The organism is Burkholderia sp. Tr-862 (assembly GCF_011753085.1).
GTDB lineage: Bacteria > Pseudomonadota > Gammaproteobacteria > Burkholderiales > Burkholderiaceae > Burkholderia > Burkholderia ambifaria.
Map to the genome: position 1 here is coordinate 1 of NZ_VWWG01000055.1, position 22,541 is coordinate 22,541.

8 protein-coding genes are annotated in these 22,541 nt (G+C 64.0%); 5 read left to right on the forward strand and 3 right to left on the reverse strand.

The annotated features are described in order from the left end of the window. Window positions 1-71 precede the first annotated feature (71 nt). The gene (locus F3J14_RS17020) at window positions 72-8,993 is read left to right on the forward strand and encodes an Ig-like domain-containing protein (protein ID WP_247682233.1); all 8,922 of its coding nucleotides are present in this window, start codon (window positions 72-74) and stop codon (window positions 8,991-8,993) included. Between the two features lie 184 nt (window positions 8,994-9,177). Beyond that, complete coding sequence (locus tag F3J14_RS17025; RefSeq protein WP_166723992.1) at window positions 9,178-10,551, forward strand: TolC family outer membrane protein; 1,374 nt, start codon at window positions 9,178-9,180, stop codon at window positions 10,549-10,551. A 115-nt stretch (window positions 10,552-10,666) separates the two neighbouring features. Here the strand turns inward: F3J14_RS17025 and F3J14_RS17030 are convergent, their stop codons facing one another. Continuing rightward, on the reverse strand, window positions 10,667-14,281 hold the full coding sequence (locus F3J14_RS17030) for a YadA-like family protein (RefSeq protein ID WP_166723993.1): 3,615 nt from the start codon (window positions 14,279-14,281) through the stop codon (window positions 10,667-10,669). A gap of 986 nt (window positions 14,282-15,267) precedes the next feature. On the opposite strand from F3J14_RS17030, the gene F3J14_RS17035 reads away from it, so the two are divergent. Next, complete coding sequence (locus F3J14_RS17035) at window positions 15,268-16,086, forward strand: response regulator (protein ID WP_166724011.1); 819 nt, start codon at window positions 15,268-15,270, stop codon at window positions 16,084-16,086. Between the two features lie 24 nt (window positions 16,087-16,110). Here the strand turns inward: F3J14_RS17035 and F3J14_RS17040 are convergent, their stop codons facing one another. Further along, window positions 16,111-18,300 carry a TonB-dependent siderophore receptor gene (locus tag F3J14_RS17040; RefSeq protein WP_166723994.1) on the reverse strand — a complete coding sequence of 730 codons (2,190 nt, stop codon included), beginning with the start codon at window positions 18,298-18,300 and terminating at the stop codon, window positions 16,111-16,113. Between the two features lie 202 nt (window positions 18,301-18,502). Here F3J14_RS17040 and F3J14_RS17045 point away from each other — a divergent pair, with 202 nt between their 5' ends. Together F3J14_RS17045 and F3J14_RS17050 are read left to right on the forward strand one after the other, a co-directional pair. After that, entirely contained in the window at window positions 18,503-18,661 is a 159-nt protein-coding gene (locus tag F3J14_RS17045) for a hypothetical protein (protein ID WP_166723995.1), read from the forward strand. A 563-nt stretch (window positions 18,662-19,224) separates the two neighbouring features. Further along, complete coding sequence (locus F3J14_RS17050; protein WP_166723996.1) at window positions 19,225-21,444, forward strand: LamG-like jellyroll fold domain-containing protein; 2,220 nt, start codon at window positions 19,225-19,227, stop codon at window positions 21,442-21,444. Between the two features lie 31 nt (window positions 21,445-21,475). Here the strand turns inward: F3J14_RS17050 and F3J14_RS17055 are convergent, their stop codons facing one another. After that, window positions 21,476-22,378: a GNAT family N-acetyltransferase gene (locus tag F3J14_RS17055; RefSeq protein ID WP_166723997.1), complete on the reverse strand. Its 903-nt coding sequence runs from the start codon at window positions 22,376-22,378 to the stop codon at window positions 21,476-21,478. Window positions 22,379-22,541: the final 163 nt, after the last annotated feature.

The following is a 22,541-nucleotide window of genomic DNA, read 5'->3' on the forward strand; positions in this document are numbered from 1 at the left end:
CTGCGCCCGGTGTCGCACTGACCACTGACTCTGGTAGCAGCTCGACCGACCACATCACCAACGTCGGCACGTTGAATCTCACCGGTGTCGAAACGGGCGCCACCGTCGAGTACTCGATCGATGGCGGCCACACGTGGAACACCAGTTTCAACGCCGTCGAAGGCGTCAACGACGTACAGGTTCGACAAACCGATGTCGCAGGCAACACGTCAGCCGCCACATCGCTCAGCTTCGCGCTCGATACCTCGGCTGCAGCACCCGGCGTCGCCCTGACCACCGATTCCGGCAGTGGCTCGACCGACCACATCACCAACGTCGGCACGTTGAATCTCACCGGTGTTGAAACGGGCGCCACCGTCGAATACTCGATCGATGGCGGACATACCTGGAACACCAGCTTCAATGCCGTCGAAGGCGTCAACGATGTACAGGTTCGGCAGACCGATGTCGCAGGCAATACGTCGGACCCGACGGCGTTCAACTTCACGCTCGATACGTCGGCCGCCGCACCCGGCGTCGCATTGACGACGGATTCCGGCAGCAACGCCACCGATCACATCACGAACGTCGGTACACTCAACGTGTCTGGTGTGGAGACTGGCGCAGTTGTCGAATACTCGATCGACGGCGGCCATACCTGGAACACCAGTTTCAATGCCGTCGAAGGCGTGAACGATGTACAAATTCGGCAGACCGATGTCGCAGGCAACACGTCGGATCCGACGGCGTTCAGCTTCACGCTCGATACCTCGGCCGCCGCGCCCGGCGTTGCATTGACGACCGATTCCGGCAGCAATGTCACCGATCACATCACCAATGTCGGCACGTTGAATCTCACCGGTGTCGAAACCGGCGCGACTGTCGAATACTCGATCGATGGCGGACATACCTGGAACACCAGCTTCAACGCCGTCGAAGGGGTGAACGACGTACAGGTTCGGCAAACCGATATCGCAGGCAATACATCTGACCCGACCTCGCTCAGCTTTACGCTGGATACCTCGGCCGCTGCACCGGGCGTTGCACTGACCGCGGACTCCGGCAGCAACGCTACCGACCACATCACCAACGTCGGTACACTCAACGTGTCTGGCGTGGAGACTGGCGCAGTTGTCGAATACTCGATCGATGGCGGTCATACCTGGAACACCAGCTTCAACGCGGTCGAAGGCGTGAACGATGTACAGGTTCGGCAGACCGATGTCGCAGGCAATACGTCGGATCCGACGGCGTTCAGCTTTACGCTGGATACCTCGGCCGCTGCACCGGGTGTTGCACTGACCGCGGACTCCGGCAGCAACGCTACCGACCACATCACCAACGTCGGTGCACTCAACGTGTCTGGTGTGGAGACTGGCGCAGTTGTCGAATACTCGATCGATGGCGGTCATACCTGGAACACCAGCTTCAACGCCATCGAAGGCGTGAACGATGTACAGGTTCGGCAGACCGATATCGCAGGCAATACGTCAGATCCGACGGCGTTCAGCTTTACGCTGGATACCTCGGCCGCTGCACCGGGTGTTGCACTGACCGCGGACTCCGGCAGCAACGCTACCGACCACATCACCAACGTCGGTACACTCAACGTGTCTGGGGTGGAGACTGGCGCAGTTGTCGAATACTCGATCGACGGCGGTCATACCTGGAACACCAGTTTCAGCGCCGTCGAAGGCGTGAACGATGTACAAATTCGGCAGACCGATGTCGCAGGCAATACATCGGACCCGACTTCATTCAGCTTCACGCTCGATACCTCAGCTGCTGCGCCCGGTGTCGCACTCACGAGCGATTCCGGTAGCAACTCGACCGATCACATCACCAACGTCGGTACACTCAATGTGTCTGGTGTGGAGACTGGCGCAGTTGTCGAATACTCGATCGATGGCGGTCACACCTGGAACACCAGCTTCAGCGCCGTCGAAGGCGTGAATGACGTACAGGTCCGGCAAACCGATATCGCAGGCAATACATCGGATCCGACTTCGTTCAGCTTTACGCTGGATACCTCGGCCGCTGCGCCGGGTGTTGCCCTGACCACCGACTCCGGCAGTGGCTCGACCGATCACATCACCAATGTCGGCACGTTGAATCTGACCGGTGTTGAACCCGGCGCCACCGTCGAATACTCGACCGATGGTGGCCACACCTGGAACACCAGCTTCAATGCCGTAGAAGGCGTGAACGACGTACAGGTTCGACAAACCGATGTCGCGGGCAATACGTCGGACCCGACTTCGTTCAGCTTTACGCTGGATACCTCGGCCGCTGCACCCGGTGTCGCGCTCACGAGCGATTCCGGTAGCAGCGCTACCGATCACACCACCAATGTCGGCACGCTGAATCTCACCGGTGTCGAAACGGGCGCGACTGTCGAATACTCGACCGATGGCGGCCATACCTGGAACACCAGTTTCAATGCCGTCGAAGGCGTGAACGACGTGCAGGTTCGGCAAACCGATGTCGCGGGAAATACGTCGGACCCGACCTCGTTCAACTTCACGCTCGATACCTCGGCCGCCGCACCCGGTGTCGCGCTCACGAGCGATTCCGGTAGCAGCGCTACCGATCACACCACCAATGTCGGCACGCTGAATCTTAGCGGCATTGAAACGGGCGCCACCGTCGAATACTCGACCGATGGCGGCCACACCTGGAACACCAGCTTCAACGCCATCGAAGGCGTGAACGACGTGCAGGTCCGGCAGACCGATGTCGCAGGCAACACGTCGGATCCGACGGCGTTCAGCTTCACGCTCGATACCTCGGCCGCCGCGCCCGGTGTCGCGCTCACGAGCGATTCCGGTAGCAGCGCTACCGATCACATCACCAACGTCGGTACGTTGAATCTTAGCGGCATTGAAACGGGCGCCACCGTCGAATACTCGACCGATGGCGGCCATACTTGGAGCACCAGTTTCAACGCCGTCGAAGGCGTGAACGACGTGCAGGTCCGGCAAACCGATGTTGCTGGCAACACGTCGGACCCGACCTCGTTCAGCTTTACGCTCGATACCTCAGCCGCTGCGCCCGGTGTCGCGCTCACGAGCGATTCCGGTAGCAGCGCCACCGATCACACCACCAACGTCGGAACGCTGAATCTCACCGGTATTGAAACCGGCGCCACCGTCGAATACTCGACCGATGGCGGTCATACCTGGAACACCAGCTTCAACGCCATCGAAGGCGTGAACGACGTACAGGTTCGGCAAACCGATATTGCGGGCAATACATCGGACCCGACTTCATTCAGCTTCACGCTCGATACCTCAGCTGCTGCGCCCGGTGTCGCACTCACGAGCGATTCCGGTAGCAACTCGACCGATCACATCACCAACGTCGGTACACTCAATGTGTCTGGTGTGGAAACTGGCGCAGTTGTCGAATACTCGATCGATGGTGGCCACACCTGGAACACCAGCTTCAGCGCTGTCGAAGGCGGGAACGACGTGCAGGTGCGGCAGACCGATGTCGCAGGCAACACGTCCGCCCCAACCTCGTTCAGCTTCACGCTCGATACGTCGGCCGCCGCACCCGGCGTCGCATTGACCGCCGATTCCGGCACTAGCTCGACCGATCACATAACCAACGTCGGCACACTCAACGTGTCTGGGGTGGAGACTGGCGCAGTTGTCGAATACTCGATCGACGGCGGCCATACTTGGAACACCAGCTTCAACGCCATCGAAGGCGTGAACGACGTACAGGTCCGGCAGACCGATGTCGCAGGCAATACGTCGGATCCGACGTCGTTCAGCTTCACGCTCGATACCTCTGCCGCCGCGCCCGGCGTTGCATTGACCACCGATTCCGGCAGCGACGCCACCGATCACATCACGAACGTTGGTACACTCAACGTGTCTGGTGTGGAGACTGGCGCAGTTGTCGAATACTCGATCGACGGCGGCCACACTTGGAACACCAGTTTCAATGCCGTCGAAGGCGTGAATGACGTACAGGTCCGGCAAACCGATGTCGCAGGCAATACATCGGACCCGACTTCGTTCAACTTCACGCTCGATACGTCGGCCGCAGCGCCCGGCGTCGCACTGACCACCGATTCCGGCAATGGCTCGACCGATCACATCACCAATGTCGGCACGTTGAATCTCACCGGTGTCGAAACAGGCGCCGCCGTCGAATACTCGACCGATGGCGGCCATACTTGGAACACCAGTTTCAATGCCGTCGAAGGCGTGAATGACGTGCAGATTCGGCAAACCGATGTCGCGGGCAATACGTCGAACCCGACTTCGTTCAGCTTCACGCTCGATACCTCGGCCGCCGCGCCCGGCGTCGCGCTCACGAGCGATTCCGGTAGCAGCGCCACCGATCACATCACCAATGTCGGCACGCTGAACCTCTCGGGCCTCGAGACCGGTGCAACCGTTCAGTACAGCGTCGATAACGGTGCCCATTGGAACACGAGCTTCAGCGCCGTCGAAGGACTGAACAACGTGCAGGTTCGGCAGATCGATGTCGCGGGCAATACGTCCGCCCCGACCTCGTTCAGTTTCACGCTGGATACGTCGGCTGCAGCGCCCGGTGTCGCGCTCACGAGCGATTCCGGCAGCAGCGCCACCGATCACATCACCAATGTCGGTACGTTGAATCTCACAGGCATCGAAACCGGCGCCACCGTTCAGTACAGCGTCGACAACGGGGCGCATTGGAGTACGAGTTTCGGTGCCCTCGAAGGCGTGAACAACGTGCAGGTTCGGCAGATCGATGTCGCGGGCAATACGTCGTCGGCCACGTCGTTTAGCTTCACGCTCGATACCTCGGCTGCTGCGCCCGGCGTTGCGCTGACCACCGACTCGGGCAATAGCGGGACTGACCACATCACCAATGTCGGCACACTGAACGTCACTAGCATCGAGACCGGCGCAACCGTGCAATACAGCGTCGATAACGGCGCACATTGGAACACGAGCTTCAGCGCCGTCGAAGGACTGAACAACGTGCAGGTTCGGCAGATCGATGTCGCGGGCAATACGTCGTCGGCCACGTCGTTCAGCTTCACGCTCGATACGTCAGCCACTGCGCCCGGTGTCGCGCTCACGAGCGATTCCGGCAGCAGCGCCACGGATCACATCACCAATGTCGGTACGTTGAATCTCACTGGTGTCGAAACCGGCGCCACCGTGCAGTACAGCATCGACAACGGCGCACATTGGAACACGAGCTTCAGCGCCATCGAAGGGCTGAACAACGTGCAGGTTCGACAGATCGATGTCGCGGGCAATACGTCGGCCCTGACCTCGTTCAGCTTCACGCTCGATACGTCGGCTGGTGCGCCCGGCGTTTCGTTGACTACCGATTCCGGCAGCAGCGCCACCGATCACATCACGAATGTCGGAACGCTGAACGTCACTGGCATCGAGACGGGTGCCACCGTGCAGTACAGCGTCGATAACGGTGCCCATTGGAACACGAGCTTCAGCGCCGTCGAAGGACTGAACAACGTGCAGGTTCGGCAGATCGATGTCGCGGGCAATACGTCGGCGGCAACGTCGTTCAGCTTCACGCTCGATACCTCGGCCGCCGCGCCCGGTGTCGCGTTGACCACCGACTCCGGCAGCAGCGCCACCGACCACATCACCAACGTCGGCACGCTGAACGTCACCGGGATCGAGGCCGGCGCCACCGTTCAATACAGCGTCGACAACGGCGCGCATTGGAACTCGAGCTTCAGTGCCGTCGAAGGACTGAACAACGTTCAAGTCCGGCAGATCGATGTCGCGGGCAACACGTCCGCCCCGACCTCGTTCAGTTTCACGCTGGATACGTCGGCTGCAGCGCCCGGTGTCGCGCTCACGAGCGATTCCGGCAGCAGCGCCACCGATCACATCACCAATGTCGGCACGCTAAACGTCACTGGCATCGAAAACGGCGCCATCGTTCAGTACAGCATCGACAACGGTGCGCATTGGAGTACGAGCTTCAGCGCCGTCCAAGGCGTGAATAACGTGCAGGTTCGAGAGATCGACATCGCAGGCAATACGTCGTCGGCCACGTCGTTCAGCTTCACGCTCGATACCTCGGCCGCCGCGCCCGGTGTCGCACTGACCACCGACTCCGGTAGCAGCGCCACCGACCACATCACCAACGTCGGTACGTTGAATCTCTCAGGCATCGAAACCGGCGCCACAGTGCAATACAGCGTCGATAACGGGGCGCATTGGAACACGAGCTTCAGCGCCGTCGAAGGGTTAAACAACGTTCAAGTCCGTCAGATCGACGTGGCCGGCAACACGTCGTCGGCCACGTCGTTCAGCTTCACGCTCGACACCTCGGCCGCTGCGCCGGGTGTTGCGCTGACCACCGACTCCGGCAGCAGCGCCACCGATCACATCACCAACGTCGGCATGCTGAATCTCTCAGGCATCGAAACCGGCGCCACAGTGCAATACAGCATCGATAACGGTGCGCATTGGAGTACGAGTTTCGGTGCCCTCGAAGGCGTGAACAATGTGCAGGTCCGGCAAATCGATGTCGCGGGCAACACGTCGTCGGCCACGTCGTTCAGCTTCACGCTCGATACGTCGGCCGCTGCGCCCAGTGTCGCGTTGACCACCGACTCCGGCAGCAGCGCCACCGACCACATCACCAACGTCGGTACGTTGAATCTCTCAGGCATCGAGACGGGCGCCACCGTGCAGTACAGCGTCGATAACGGGGCGCATTGGAACACGAGCTTCAGTGCCGTCCAAGGCGTGAATAACGTGCAGGTTCGAGAGATCGACATCGCGGGCAACACGTCGTCGGCCACGTCGTTCAGCTTCACGCTCGATACGTCAGCCGCCGCGCCAGGTGTCGCCCTGACCACCGATTCCGGCACCAGTGCCACGGACCACATTACCAACGTCGGCACGCTGAACCTCTCAGGCATCGAAACCGGCGCAACCGTTCAGTACAGCATTGATAGCGGCGCACATTGGAACACGAGCTTCAGCGCCGTCGAAGGGTTAAACAACGTCCAAGTCCGCCAGATCGACGTGGCTGGCAACACATCGTCAGCTACATCGCTGAGCTTCACGCTCGATACGTCGGTCGCAGCACCCGGCGTCGCATTGACCACCGACTCCGGCAGCAGCGCCACGGACCACATCACCAACGTCGGCACGCTGAACCTTTCCGGCATCGAAACCGGCGCCACCGTCCAATACAGCATCGACAACGGCGCACATTGGAACACGAGCTTCAGCGCCACCGAAGGCGTGAACAACCTGCAAGTCCGTCAGATCGACATCGCGGGCAATATCTCGAACGCCACGAGTTTGAGCTTCACGCTCGACACCACCGCGCCGTCGACGCTGTCATGGCAATACAGTCAAGGCAGCCACACGCTGACGGCCAACACCGACACGTCCAATGTCTGGAAAGTCCTGATCCACGACAACACGACCAACGCCGATTACACCGCGACGCAGCAAACCGCCGGAACCTGGACCTACACGCAACAGAGCCTGAATCTCAACAAGGACTCCCTCACCGTGACGGAGTGGGACACCGCGGGCAACTCGCGCTCGTTGACGCAGACGGCGCCCGCCGGGGTCGCCGGCTCCGAGATCAACCTGGCGCTCGCCGATCCGTCCGGCCACGCGGCCGACCTTGCGGTGACGATCGCCGGCATCCCGTCCGGCTGGACGCTGAATGCCGGCACCGACCTCGGCAACGGCGCATGGCTCGTGCCGACGAACGACCTCGGCGCGCTCACCGTCACGCCGCCCACCTCCTTCACCGGCGCCACCGTGCTCACGGTGACCGAAACCTGGACGGCCGCGGACGGCAGCCACGCCGCCGCCACGATCGCGGACAACGTCGAAGCGTACGCGGCCAACGCGCCGATCTTCGCCTGGTCGGGCGACGACCAACTGACGGGATCCGCCGGTCACGACCTGTTCGTGTTCTCGCAGCCGATCGGCAACGACACGCTGCACACGTTCGACCTCGCCGCCGACAAGATCGATCTGGTGGGCTTCACGGGCATCGCAAGCTTCAGCGACGTCCAGGCGCATCTGGCAGACGACGCGAACGGCAATGCGGTGATCACGCTGGGCGATGGCGCCACCATCACGGTAACGGGCGTGCATTCGGCCGACCTCACCGGCGACAACTTCGTGTTCGACCAGGAACCGGTCGTGCAGAACGCCGGCACCATGACGGTGAACGACGGCGCGATGCTGCCGATCGGCGGGATCGTGGAGAACACGGGCACGATCGCACTCGGCTCGACCGGCGACATCACCCGCTTCGAAATCCTCCCGAAGAGCGCGACGCTGGAAGGTGGCGGGCACGTGACGCTGTCCGACGATAGCCACAACGTCGTGTTCGGCAGCACGCCGGATGCAACGCTCGTGAACGTCGACAACACGATCACGGGTGCCGGCCAGCTCGGCGCCGGGCAGCTGACGCTCGTCAACGAAGGAACGATCGTCGCCGACGGCGCCAACGCGCTCGTCATCGACACGGGCACGCACGCGGTCGCCAACGCCGGCACGCTCGAGGCGACGGGCAGCGGCGGCCTCGTGATCGATAGCGCGGTGAACAACACGGGCAACCTGTGGGCCAATAACGGCAACCTGACGATCCACGGCGACGTGACGGGCGCCGGCAGCGCGACGATCAGCGGCGGCGCAACGCTCGAGTTCGACGGCGCGTCCGCGGAAAACACGACGTTCGCCGATGGCGCCGCGGGGACGCTCAAGCTGGACCACTCCGCCGGTTTCACCGGCACGGTCAGCGGCTTCGGCGCCGGCGACGCGCTCGACCTGACCGACGTGCTGTTCGGCGATCACACGACGCTGAGCTTCACGGCCAACGACACGGGAACGGGCGGCACGCTCACGGTCAGCGACGGCGCCCACACCGCGCAGGTCGCGCTTCAAGGCAATCTGTCGGGCGGCAGCTTCCAGCTCTCGCACGATCAGGGCAGCGGCACCGTGGTCACTTACGTGCCGCCGCCGCTGCCGCACGTTCAGGAGGTTTGAGCCGCCCGGAATACCCCGTGACCGACGTCCGACGGACGAACTCTCCTCCGGATCGTCGTTCGCGGCAGTGTGTGTGTTTGATGCATCTGTCGCGATGGCCGGTCGCATGATCGCCGGCCTCGCGCGACGTATAATCGTGCCCAAGGCTGGCTGCAAACAACCGTCGGGCGACAGGAAACAGTCGATGAACAGGAACTGCCCTCTGCTTGCCGTGCTCGCATTCGCGTCGGCGCTCGCGGGCACCGCCGCGCCCGCCGCCGCGCAAAGCCTGCAGGAAGCGGTCGAGCAGGCGATCCGGACCAACCCCGAAGTCCTTGCCACGACATACAACAGGGAAGCGGCGGATCAAGGCCTGAAGCAGGCGCGAGCCGGCTACCTGCCCCGCGTGGACGTCGACGCGGCGATCGGCAAGGAGCAGCGCGACGATGTCGAAACGCGTCTGCTCGGCCTGAACCGCACGACGTTCACGCACCGGACGGCCAGCGTGACGTTGTCGCAAATGCTGTTCGACGGTTTCGCGGTCAGGAGCGAAGTGGCGCGGCAACGGGCACGCATCGACTCGTCCGCGAATCGCGTCGCATCAACCTCGGAGGACGTGGCGCTGCGCGTGGTGGGCGCGTATCTGGAAGTCCTGCGCCGCCAGGAAACGGTCGCCGCCGCCACCGACAACCTGGAGTCCCACCGCCGGATCCACGATCAGATCAAGCTGCGCAGCGACCGCGGCGTCGGCCGGCGCGCCGACCTTTACCAGGCGGAAAGCCGGCTGGCGCTCGCGCAGGACAACTTGCGCTCCGAGCAAAGCAACCTGAAAGACGCCGAAGTGGCCTACGCGCGGCTCGTGGGCGCACCGCCAAACGTGCTCGTCAAGCCGGTCGCGCCGGAAGCCACGCTGCCGCCGACGGAACGATTCGCGCTGGATACGGCGCTGGCGAACCACCCGTCCCTCGCGGCCGCCGAGGCGGACGTCGCCCAGGCCAATGCGCACTATGACGCGGCGAAGGCCGCACTCTGGCCGCGCATCGATCTGGAGCTGAGCGCGAGCCATGATCGTGACGGCGTGCTCGGTCCGACGAACGACCGCCGCGTGATGCTGCGGTTGCGCTACAACCTGTTTCAGGGCGGCGCCGACAAGGCGCATATCGGCGAAGCGCATGCGCAGATCCGGGAGGCCGAGGAAGACCGCAACCGCACGCGCCTGGAGATCGCGGAAGGCGAATCGCACGCCTACAACGCGTACGTCACCGCACGCGACCGGTTGGTCGTGCTCAAGCAGTACGTCGATTCCAGCGCGTCGACGCGCGAAGCGTACCTGTTGCAGTTCGGCATCGGTCAACGTTCGCTGCTCGACCTGCTCAACGCGGAGAACGAGTATTACAGCGCGCGCATCGACTACATCAGCGGCCAGTACGCGGAAGTGGCGAGCGCGTACCGCGTGTTCGCCGGGATGGGGCAGTTGCTCGACACGCTTCACGTCGCGCGGCCGGCGCAGGCGTGGGGCGCCGGCGGCATGCAGCCGTCGGTGGCCTTCGACCGGCGCGCATCCGATCCCGGCAAATGACGAGGCCCCGAGGTCGCCATCGCGAGCCCGGGGCCCTTCAGTCATCGACGTTGCCTGCTGTGTCGGGCATCGTCAACATGCCCGATACCCGACGGTCAACGTCCGTCGCGCCGCATCAGAACTGATAGCCTGCGCCCACCACCGCGCCGAAGTCCGACCGTGCATTGCCCGTCACCGACGCCTTGACGACCCAGCGATTGCTCTCCGTCACGTACGAATACCCGGCCGCGAAGCCTTGCTGCCCGTGATAGTTCGACGTCGCCGCCGACACCATCGAGCGCCCGGCCCCCGTCGGCTGCGGCAAACCGGCCACCGCCATCGCCGACGCCACGCCGCCGTACATGTCCTTCTTCAGGTCGTTGAACGAGTTGTACACCTGCCCGATCCGCTGGTCGGTGTAGCCCTTCGCCTGCGTCGATGCGGCATTGAGGTTGTCGTTCAGCTGCTGCACGTTCACCGCGTCGGTCGGCGCCGTACCGGCCGCCACGTTCGTGACCTGCCGTTCGTTGCCCTTCGCGCCGACCGAGAACGAATTGTCGCGATCCGCAACGGAGCCTTGGCCGACCGCCACCGCGTTCTTGCCGGTTGCCGTCGCCGTCGAGCCGATCGAACCGGCATCGGCACGCGCGATCCACGTCGTGTTCGCATCGGTTGCCGCCGCACGGATCTGGTCGTTGGCCGCCGCCGTCTTCAGCGCGTCGTTGAACTGGGCCATGTTGACCGCGTCGTTGGCGTTCACGCCTGCCGCGACACCGGTCAGCACGCGGTCGCCCGCCGTGCCGGAGAAGTTCACGCTGGTACCGCCCGAGTCCTTGCCGACCGTGATCGCGCCTTTCGGGTCCTGCTGCTGCACGAGCCCGGCCTTGCCGTTCGCGATGTTGGTCACGTTGTCCTGCAGGTTCGCGATATCGGTCGTGTTCTTCGATACCTGCTGGTTCGTCGCGTAGAGCTGCGAGCCGTTCACCGCGTCCGTGCTGGTCGCGCTGAGCGTGCCGGCCTTCACGTTGGTGATGCGCGTGCCACCCGCCCCGCCGAGCGTGATCGAGCCCTTCGAGCTGTCGTCGTACTGCACCGCGAGCGCGCCGAGCTGGTCGAGGTTCGACTGCACCGACTTCAGCTGCTTCACGTTCACCGCGTCCGTATCGTCGGTGCCGGCCGCGACGTTCTTCAGCACGACCGCCGCGTTCGCGTTGCCGCCGATCAGCGATACCGAGTTCAGCCGGTTGCCGTTGCCGTCGACGTCGTACTTGACGACGTTCTTCACGGCCTCGCCCGTCTGGTTCGACACCTGCGTGATCTGCTGCTCGAGATCGGACTTCACGCCGTACAACTGGCCGCCGTTCACCGCGTCCGTGCTACCGGCCGCGACATTGCCGTCGGCAACGCTGGTCAGCTTGGTCGGCACGCCGCCACGGGCGGCGTTGTATGCGCCGAGCGTCGGGTCGAACTGCAGCGCATCCTTCTGCAGCCCGGCGATCGCGGTCGTATTGCCGGCGATGTTCGTTTCGGCATTGCCGATTCGCGTCTCGTGATTCGCGAGCGTCGTCGTGTTGCTGCCGACGCGGCCATCGAGGTTCGTCAGCGCGTCGCCGACATTGTTGAACGAATCGCCGCCGATCTTGTACGCGGGCGCCGTGATCGAGCCATCCGTATTCGCCGTCGCACCGCCGCCGAGCGCGGCTGCCGTGCCGTCGATCGCGCGGCGCAACTGCGCGCCGTTCACGGCGTCTGTGCTGCCGGCCGACACGTTGCCTTCCGCGACGTTGGTCACGCGCACGGGAATCCCGCCGTTGCCCGCGCCGAGCGAAACCTGACGCTTGCTCGCATCGTCGTACTTCACGGCGAGCGCGTCGAGCTGGCTCGTGCCGTCGTGAATCGCCGCGTTCAGCTGGTCCACGTTGACTGCGTCGGTGCCGTTCTGGCCGGCCGCGAGGTTGCCGATGCGTTGCGGGCTGTTGCCGCCGTGGCTCGCATCGTAAGTGCCGAGGCTCGGGTTCCATTGCAGCGCATCCTGCTGCAGCGCGGCGATGTTGCCGGTGTTCGTCGTCACCTGGTCGCCGAGCTTCGTCACGCTGTTGCCGACGTTGGCGATCGACTGGTTCAGCGTATCGGTCGCCTTGCCGAGCTGACCGACGTTCACCGCGTCGTTCGCGCTCACGCCGTCCGCGACGTTGTGCAGGCCGACCGGTGCCGGCGCGCCCTGGCCGCCGAGCGTGACGCCGCCATGCGCATCGTCGTCGTACTGCACCGCGTTCTTCGTCGCGTTGCCGATCTGGTTCGAGATCGACGTGCTCAGGTTGCCGATCGTCGTGCTCACGCTGCTGGTCACGCTCGTGCTGAGCGATGCGAGGCCACTGCCCAGTTGCCCCACGTTGACGGCATCGTGCGCATCCTTGCCGTCCGCGACATTGTGCAGCGTCGTGCCGTTCGGGCCGGCGAACGTGACCGAGTCGAAGCCGCTCGCGCCGTCGTACTTCACGTTGCGCGCATCGGCTGCCTGCAGGCCGCCGATGTTCGACGCGGCCGTGCTCAGCGATGCGTTGAGGCCGGTCACGTTGTTCTGTAGGTTCGTGATGTTCGCGGCGGCGGTCGACAGCGAGGTCTGCAGCGGTGCAACGCTGCCCTTCAACTGGCCGACGTTGACCGCGTCCGTATCGGCGATACCGGCCGCGACACCGCCGATCGTCGTGCCGTTGCTGCCGTCCAGCGCGATCGCGGCGTGCGAATCGTCGGTGTATTTGACGACGTTCTGCGTCGCCGTCACGATGCTCGTGCTGAGGCTGTTGCCGACGTTGGTCACGCGCTGGTCGACGTTCGCGATCGACGTCGACAGCGTATTGCCGACGGAGGTCACGCGTGCGTCGACGTTGGCGATGCCGGTGCTGAGCGTGCTGTTCACGTTCTTCAGCTGCTGGACGTTCACGGCGTCCGTATCGGCCGCGCCCGCCGCGACGTTCTTGATCTGGCGTTCGTGGCCGAGCGAACCGAACGAGACGGCCCCGCCGACCGGTGCAGCCGTGCCGCCGAATACCGGTGTTCCGCCGTTGTTCGCACCGACGCTGCCCGAGCCGATCGCGACCTGGTTGTTGTCGTTCGTCTGCGCGCCAGCGCCGATCGCGACGGATTGCGTGCCGCCCGCACGGGTCTGCGTCGCGGCATCGTAGGATGCGCCGTTCGACACGCCGTCGCTCGTGGTCGGATTCGCGCCGCCGATCGCAATCGAGCGATCGCCGCTCGCCAGCGCCGAGTGACCGAGTGCGATCGAACTCGTGCCATGCGCGTCGGCGACGTTGCCGAGCGCCATCGAGTAATCGCCGATCGCGGCGGACTGACGGCCCACCGCGAGCGCCGTATTGCCCTGCGCGACGGCCACCGTGCCGATCGCCGTGGCCGAGTTCGCCAGTGCCTGGGCGCCGACGCCGATCGCAATGCCGCCGCCGCTGCCGGAGCCACCCTGGCTGCCCGCGTTCGACTGGTCGCCGATCGCGATGCCGCTGGAGCCGGCCTTCGCATTCGTTCCAGACGTGAAGTTCGTGCTGCTCGTCGCAACGAACGTCCCACTCTTCGTCGCGACACACAACGGGTTCGTACCGTCGATGCACTGCCCGTTCAGTGCGTTGTCCGGGTTGCCGCGATCGACGAAGTTGTCCGCGTGTGCGACCCCCGCGACCAGCACACCTGCGCTTGCGAACATGGCGGCGACGAGCGCCGAAATCTGGTTCCTCTGCATTTTTTGCTCCGTTTCGTGTCTTTGGTTTGAATTTGGACTACTTAGGTTTATTCACAGCTTCGACTTCAACTTCGAACTCAATGCGCGATACGCTGCCCGGGCGCGTCGCTCGGTCGACGGCCCGTTCCGTTCATTCGATAAAAACCATCAGGAATACAAAATGACTGCCATGGACGAGCTCGCCCCTGCTGATTCTCGCGAGTCAACCCGCTGTCATTGACATTCCGAATTGAATGCCGCGCGCGGCGCGACCAACCCCGTTTCTTTTATTTCATCTGCTGCACGCGAACGAATTTTCATCCACGCGGATAATGCGGATGCGACGGACGTCGTGACGAATATTCGTCGGCGCGCACATCAATTGATGCACCGGGCTCTAATCCCGCAACGTCTGCCACGGTATGCCGGAGGTCCAACCCGTCGAATCCATCCGTCATCCAAAGTTCGGACGAATTATGAGACACGCCCCGGCATTAGAGAAGGCGGCATTCTTTATAGATTGCAAAATGCAATGTTTTCAATGGTTTATGTGACAAACACCGATCTCGCAAACGATTTCGTATTGCCGCGCTTAATAAAAATGTTTTCCCGGAAGGACAAATACTTTGCTGGAGCGCAGTGCCATTAAAAGCAATCTCGCAAAAAACTGCAAAATACCGAAAAGGGATTCAATGTTAGCCCCGACTCGCATCCCAATAATAGAGATCGGCACTCTAGCGAGAATCGAGATATCCCCCTACAATTCCGCTCGCATCGATTCCGGCAGCGGCAATCTTCCGCCCCTTTATCGGCTCAGTGATCAAAAGAAACAACGCCGAGTAATGCGCCGACATACTGCCTGCCGTGCAGTCCGGCGAAGTCCGCTTGTCGATGCGAGCGTACCGTGCGTTTTCGCGAAGTCATGTCACGGCTTCCGACGATTTTCCCGAACCGGAATCGACCGCGCGCAGGAACGCTGCCCACAGCCTTTCCTGAACAGGTACACGATGTCGCCATCGACCGCCGCATTGAATAATGCCCATATCCTGATCGTCGACGATCAGCCCGACCAGCTTCGTTTGCTGATCGACGTCCTGCGCAGCACCGGATGCCGGATCAGCATCGCATTCGACGGCGTGCAGGCGTGCCAGCGCGCGCAGGCACTCATGCCCGACCTGGTGCTGATGGATGTCCGGATGCCGCGCATGGACGGTTTCACCGCGTGCCGGCGGCTTGCGGCCGATCCGCTGACGAGCGCGATCCCTGTCATATTCCTGACGGTGGCCGGCGACTTGCACGAGCGCGTCGAAGGGCTCGAAATCGGCGGCGTCGATTATGTGGTGAAGCCGTTCGAACCGGCCGAAGTCGTCGCGCGAATCCGCGTGCAGCTCGCGCGGACGAAACGGCCATTGGCAATGGATGCGCCGGCCGCGCACGATCCGTTTGCGACAGGCAAGGACGATGACATCATCGTGCGCGCGGCCATTCGGCATCTGTCGCGCACGCTGAACGATCCGCCGACGGTGGAGCAGCTGGCGCGCGCGGTCGGTACGCACGAGAAGCGGTTGTCGCGTGCGTTTCGCGACAACCTGGGCCAGACGGTATTCGAATATCTGCGGCACGAGCGCCTGCGCATCGCGCAGGACCTGCTCGATACGACATCGCTCAGCATTGCGAGCATCGCGAAGGAGATTGGCTTTTCCACGCCGGCGAATTTCGCCACCGCGTTCCGCGAACGGTTCGGCATCACGCCGACTGAGTGGCGGCGAGAGCGCCATGCGGCGGCCGGGCGTGATGCCGCCCGGGAACCGCAGCGCGACGCGTAGTCGCGCCCGGCATGACGGGTACGGCTACCAGTTGTATTTCGCGCTGGCCAGCACCGTCCGCTCGTTGCCGAACACGCACACCGCGTAAGACTGGCAGCCGCTGACGTAGCGGCGGTCGAACACATTCGCGACATTCAGCGCGAATCGCCAGTGACGCAGCTCGTAGTGCATCGCGAGATCGTACAGCGTGGCGCTCGGCACCGTCAGCGAATTGTCGGGCGCACCGGCCGACGCACTCTGGTAGCGCACGCCGGCGCCGACTCCGAGGCCCGACAGCGCGCCGGTGTGCCAGGTCCAGTCCGTCCACAGCGACGCCATCTGCCGCGGCAGCGGCACGGACACCGGCCAGTTGTTCAGCGATGCATCGTTCGCCTGCACGTTCTTGACGTCCTGATAGACGTACGACGCGACGATCGACAGCTCGCGCGTCACGTTCCCGACCGCGCTCAGTTCGATGCCGCGCGAGCGCACCTTGCCGGTCTGCACGGACGACGTACCGGTGGGGTCGAGATTCGTCGGCGTCGGCGTCAAGACGTTGGTCTGGTCGATGCGATAAACGGCCGCGGTAAGCATCAGGTTCCGGCCGGCCGGCTGCCAGCGCAGCCCGGCTTCGGTCTGCTTGCCACGCGTCGGTTTCGGCAAGCCGCCGCCGTACATCCGCACGCCGATCACCGGATCGAACGACGTCGAGTAGCTCACGTAAGGCGACAATCCCGCATCGCCCTGATAGGTGAGCCCGACGCGGCCTGAAAACGCACTGACGTCCTGCTGCGTGCCGATGCCGGCCGCCCGGTCGTCGAAGCGCGCGTTCACGCGATCTTCGCGGCCGCCGAGCGTCAGCGTCCAGCGGTTCCAGCGCATCTGGTCCTGCGCGTACGCGCCGAGCGAATTCATCGCCGTGTACTGATCGACGTGCCCGAGCGACGTGCGGCCGGAAAAGATTGCGGCCGTCACCGGACGATAGACGGGGTGGTACAGGTTGAGCGACGGCGCGAGCGCGAGCCACACGCTATTGGTCGTCGTCTGCCGGTCGAACTGCAGGCCGAGCAACAGCGTGTGCTCGAGCGGGCCGGTGGCGAAGCGCGCCTGCGCGCGGTTGTCGATGTCGAGCCGGCTGTAGTTCAACTGGAACAGGCCCGCGAACCGCATCATGTTCGTCGTGCTGCCGGGCATGAGGCCGTTGCCGAACACCGTCGCGTCATCGAGCGACAGGTGCGACCAGCGCACGTCCTGCTGCAGCGTCCAGATCGGGTTCACGCGATGCTCGAGCGCATAGCCGAGCGACCATTGTTTCTTCCGGTAGTCGTTGAACGTCGGGTCGCCCATGTAGATGTCCTGCGACAGGCGCCCGTTCCGATTCGGCAAGACCGTGCCCGACGCCGGGAGGAAGTTCGACGAAATGTCGCCGTGATCCTGCAGGAACGAAGCGGACACCGTCAGCGACGTGTCGGCCGTCGGCCGCCAGCGGAACGACGGCGCCACCGCGACGCGCCGGTCGGCGTTCGGGCCGGTCACCGCATTGCCGTCGCGCGCGATGCCGACGAAGCGATACGCATACCTGCCGTCCGGATCGAGCGTGTCGCCGATGTCGAGCATGGTCTGCTTGCGTGCATCGTTGCCGATCTGCACGCCGGCTTCGCGCACACGCTCGCCGTTGGCCAGCTTCGTGTGGGCGTCGATGATCGCGCCCGGCTCGCCCGCGCCGTACAGCACCGACGTCGGCCCGCGCAGCACGGCGATCGAGTCGATCGTGTAAGGATCGACGCGCCAGTTCGCGATGACCGCCGTGTTCGGCGCCGCCACGCCGTCGACATACAGCGTCGGCGTGAAGCCGCGCAGCGCCGCATACCAGTCGGTCCGCGTATCGGAGCCGAACGTCGCGAAACCCGGCACGTAGCGCAGCGCCTGGTTCAGGTCGGTCGCGCCGGTCATCTCGATCTGCTGCGCGGTCACGACGTTGGTCGTCTGCGGGATCTCGGCGACCGGCGTGTCGGTCCTGGTCGCGGTGGCGGTACGCAACCCGACCAGCCCGAGCGAGGCGCGGCTGGCCTCGCCCGTCACGTCGATCTTCGGCAGCGTCGCCGCCGCATCGGCCGATGGCGTTGCCGCCGCGTTCGATGCCTGCGCGTGCGCGCCGCCCGCGGCCGCCACGCACAACGTTCCCCCGGCCGCGATCGCGATTGCGCGTCGCACCGAACCTGTTGCCGTACCCATCGTTTCGCTACTCTCCGTCGTGCTGCCCGGGTGCCGCGCGCCCGGTCGTGTTTTGTTGCCGGGGTGGCCGGCTGTGCGTGCCTGTCGCGCACGAGTCGGTGCGCGTCGTTCGATTGCGTCGTTTTTGAGCGCCTGAATGTTATCGGCGGAACGTTGTGCGGTCTTTAGAAAAAATACCTGCGAGCGCAAGATCGTTCACCATGTGCCCGATCAGATCGGCGAGGTCGGCGCGACGGACTTCAGCGTCGTGAACGCGGCGCTGCAGTCGGATGGCGCGGACGTGCCCGTCACTGTCACGTCGTTCGCGCTCGACGTGACGATCGAGCCGGATAAGCTCACCGCGCCCGGCCCGAGCGTGTAGTGCGTCGCGGTGCCCAACTGCGTGTCGACCGTCGTCGTTGCCGAGGCGGCGGCCGACATTGCCGTCACACCCGCGCAAGCCAGCGTCGAGCGCGACGCGACCCACGCCGCGCGTCGTGCAAACCGTTCGCTCAGACCTGGGGGCTGCTCGTCATCGTGTCGTTCTCCAATTCTTGTCGTTCGTGGCTTCATTGCTGCGGCGTGCGGACCGAGAGCGCGATATGAAACCCGCACCACGTCATCCGTCGTATGACAACTATACGAAATAGTGGGAATCTATCGCTCTGCACACCTGAAAAGTCGTGCTGCCCGCATGCCGGCGACGATCATATCTCGCAAACGTATCAATCGCCATTTTTTTCCGCTTTCTTAGCATGTTAATCAACCGAAGCGTGATAATCAGCTACGAAAAATTTGGCATGACGCCGCCCATTCGTGGTCCTCAGCGCCCTCCATTCCGTTACAATCCGCGTCGTCATGCGATGACTGATTTCGCCGCGTGCCCTTTCGTCACCGCGCGACATCGCTCGCCTCCCGTGAGACTCGTCAAGGAACGAACGCGACATGCACGACACTCCTCTCCTGCTTGAATCGGGCGCACGGGTTTCCCGGCGCACCTTCCTTTACAGCGTCGGAGCGCTCGCGCTGTCGGCATGCAACGGCTCCGGCGCAAGCGAGAACGTCCGCGGCGTCACGACCGCGGCAGCGGCGGCCGGCAACCGTGCGCTCGCACGCGTGGCGACGGGCACGGCCGCCGTCACGACCCGCACGGCGTTCGTCCATCCGGGGCTGCTGCACACGCAGGCCGATTTCGACCGGATCGTGCAGAAGGTCGCGGCGGCCGCGTCGCCGTGGCGCGACGGCTGGAACACGCTGATTGCAAACAGCCATGCGCAGCTGACGTGGTCGCCACGCCCGCAAGCCGTCGTCACGCGCGGCGGCACCGGCGCGCAAAACTATCCGGTGTTGTACAAGGACATCGCGGCCGCCTATGCGTGCGCGCTGCGCTGGAAGGTGTCGGGCAACAAGGCGTATGCGGACAAGGCCGTGCAGATCATGAACGCGTGGTCGTCGACGCTGCAGAACCTCGCCGGCGATTCGAACGTCGACCTGGCCGCCGGCCTCTACGGGTACGAATTCGCGAACGCCGGCGAAATCATGCGTACCTATCCCGGCTGGGCCGCGGCCGACTTCGCCGCGTTCCGCGCGATGATGGCCGACAAGTTCTACCCGATCAACGCCGACTTCCTGACTCGCCACAACAACACGGACATCACGCACTACTGGGCGAACTGGGATCTGTGCAACATCGCGTCGATCATGGCGATCGGCGTGCTGTGCGACGACCACGCGAAGTTCGACGAAGCCGTCAACTATTTCATCGACGGCGCGGGCAACGGCGCGATCGCGCAAGCCGTCTATTACCTGCATCCCGGCCATCTGGGCCAATGGCAGGAATCGGGCCGCGACCAGGGGCACAACACGCTCGGCATCGCGCTCGCCGGCGCGATCTGCGAAATGGCGTGGAACCAGGGCATCGACCTGTACGGCCACGACAACAACCGCTTCCTCGCGGGCGCCGAATACGTTGCCAAAGCGAATCTCGTGCAGCCGGACGGGACGTTTCCGACGGTGCCGTACGCGCGCTACGCCAACGTCGACGTCACGCAAGCGCAATTCTCGACCGGCAGCCAAGGCGTGATTCGTCCATGCTGGGCGCTCGTCTACAACCATTACGTGAACCGCAGGGGACTCTCCGCACCGTGGTCCGAGAAGTTCGCCCGCGCGATCCAGCCCGAAGGCGGCGGCGGCAACTACGGCGAAACGAGCGGCGGCTACGACCAGCTCGGCTACGGCACGCTGACGTGCACGCGCGATCCCGTTGCACCCGCAACCGCACCGAGCGGGCTGACCGCGTGGCCGGCCGCCGGGCACGTCGTGCTGTCATGGTGGGGCATCGCGAATGCGGCCAGCTACGACGTGAAGCGTGCCGCCACTGCGGGCGGTCCGTATACGACCATCGCGACCGGCATCGTCGATCCGTTGACGTATACCGACAACCCGGCCGCAGGCGTCTGGTACTACACGATCAGCGCGCGCACTGCATCGGGCGAATCCGCGAATTCGGCGGAAGTGGCCGCATCGACGGCCCTGCAACTGCATACGCTGCTGACGTTCGACGAGACCGGCGGCACGAGTGCGGCGGACGCGAGCGGCAACGGTCATGCGGGCACGCTCGTCGGCGGCGCATCGCGCGGGCCCGGAAAAACGGGCAATGCGGCGTCGCTCGACGGCTCGACCGGCTACGTCGCGTTGCCGAACGACATCGTCGCGGACGTGTCGGATGTCACGATCGCGGCCTGGGTCAACTGGCGAGGCGGCCAGACGTGGGCGCGCCTCTTCGATTTCGGTTCGGGCACCGGGCGCTATCTGTTCGTCACGCCGAAGAGCCACGGCGGCACGATGCGCTTCGCGATCACCACCAATGGCGGGCATGGCGAGCGCACGATCGACGGCAACGCGGCATTGCCGGCAGGACAATGGGCGCACGTCGCCGTCACGCTGGCGGCCGATACCGCGACGCTCTATCTGAACGGCAATGCGATCGGCTCGGCGAACGACGTGATCTTCGCGCCGTGGCGCATCGGGAAAACCGCGCAGAACTGGATCGGGCGTTCGCAGTATCCGGGCGATCCGTTCTTCAACGGGTTGATCGACGAATTCCGCATTTATCGCGGTGCGATGTCGGCCGAACAGGTGAAGGCGCTCGCGCAGGGAGCGTGATGCCCGCTGCCGCCGGCCGCGCGGCCGGCGCCTACAACATCGCCTGACTGATCAAACCGTACTGTCCGAATACCGGATCGGCCGCGCCGCGGTGCGCATCGGCCGGCGCGTTGCGAACCATCTTCGAGCAGGTGTCGACGCGTTTCAATCCCTGCGCGTCGAGCCAGTCCGGCAAACTCGTTCCCGACGGTACGTCGATGCGAACGAATTCGTTCTCCCGCGCGCTCAGCCAATGACTGATCAGCGCCTTCGCCTGCGCGTCGTCGCTCGAACGCCGTGCAACCACCGGGCCGATCACGTAACCGCGACCGAAGCGGCGCAGCACTGAAAATCCGGCGATCTCGCCATCCTGCTCGAGCACGACGCTTTCTCCCCGCTTCAGCAACGCCGACATCAGGGCGTCGCGCTCGAGGCCGGAAGCACGCGCGTCCAGCTCGACGAAGCGGCTCAGATCGGCAGGCGTGCCGGCCCGCAGTCGAGCGCCGTCGGGCAGCGCAACCGCCGCGGGCTGACTCACGTTCCCTTGAAATTGATCCAGCGATCCGCACACGTTGAAACCGAGCTTTTCGTAGAGCGGCTGGCCGGCTGGCGTCGCATGCAGGAACACGATGCGCTGTCCCAGCTCGTCGAGGAGGATCTCCATCAGCGCGCGGCCGATCCCTCGGCCCTGATGCTCGGACGACACGATCACGTGCCCGATCGCAGCACGGTCCGCACCGTACTTCCAGCACATCGCCGTACCGATGACCACCCCGTTTTCCTCGGCCGCGAACGCGATCGAGGTGTCCGCGGAAAACTGCCAGTCTTCCGCCCTGAACGGCCAGCGAAGCGCCATGGAGAGTGCGTGGGCCGCGGGTACGTCGGCCGCGGTAAACCTGCGGTAGTGCAGCGCCGTCGCGGCGCCGGAAGCGTTCATCACGTGTTCGTCCTTCATCAAAGTCATCCTTCGAAATGGCGCAGTTTCATAACCCGACTATAGGAAGGAATGATTTTCCTGTGCCTAACGATTTATAAATTCACCATTAATTAAAACTTAACGCCAAGTCCGCGCATGACCATTCAATGCGGCTCGACTGCCGACCGGGTCGGCATCACGC

What these genes read in the sequence shown, in the direction of transcription:
- F3J14_RS17025 (WP_166723992.1), top strand. Translation starts at nt 9,178, where the DNA reads ATGAACAGGAACTGCCCTCTGCTTGCCGTGCTCGCATTCGCGTCGGCG.
- F3J14_RS17035 (WP_166724011.1), top strand. Translation starts at nt 15,268, where the DNA reads ATGTCGCCATCGACCGCCGCATTGAATAATGCCCATATCCTGATCGTC.
- F3J14_RS17040 (WP_166723994.1), bottom strand. Translation starts at nt 18,300, where the DNA reads ATGGGTACGGCAACAGGTTCGGTGCGACGCGCAATCGCGATCGCGGCC.
- F3J14_RS17055 (WP_166723997.1), bottom strand. Translation starts at nt 22,378, where the DNA reads ATGAAGGACGAACACGTGATGAACGCTTCCGGCGCCGCGACGGCGCTG.
- F3J14_RS17050 (WP_166723996.1), top strand. Translation starts at nt 19,225, where the DNA reads ATGCACGACACTCCTCTCCTGCTTGAATCGGGCGCACGGGTTTCCCGG.
- F3J14_RS17030 (WP_166723993.1), bottom strand. Translation starts at nt 14,281, where the DNA reads ATGCAGAGGAACCAGATTTCGGCGCTCGTCGCCGCCATGTTCGCAAGC.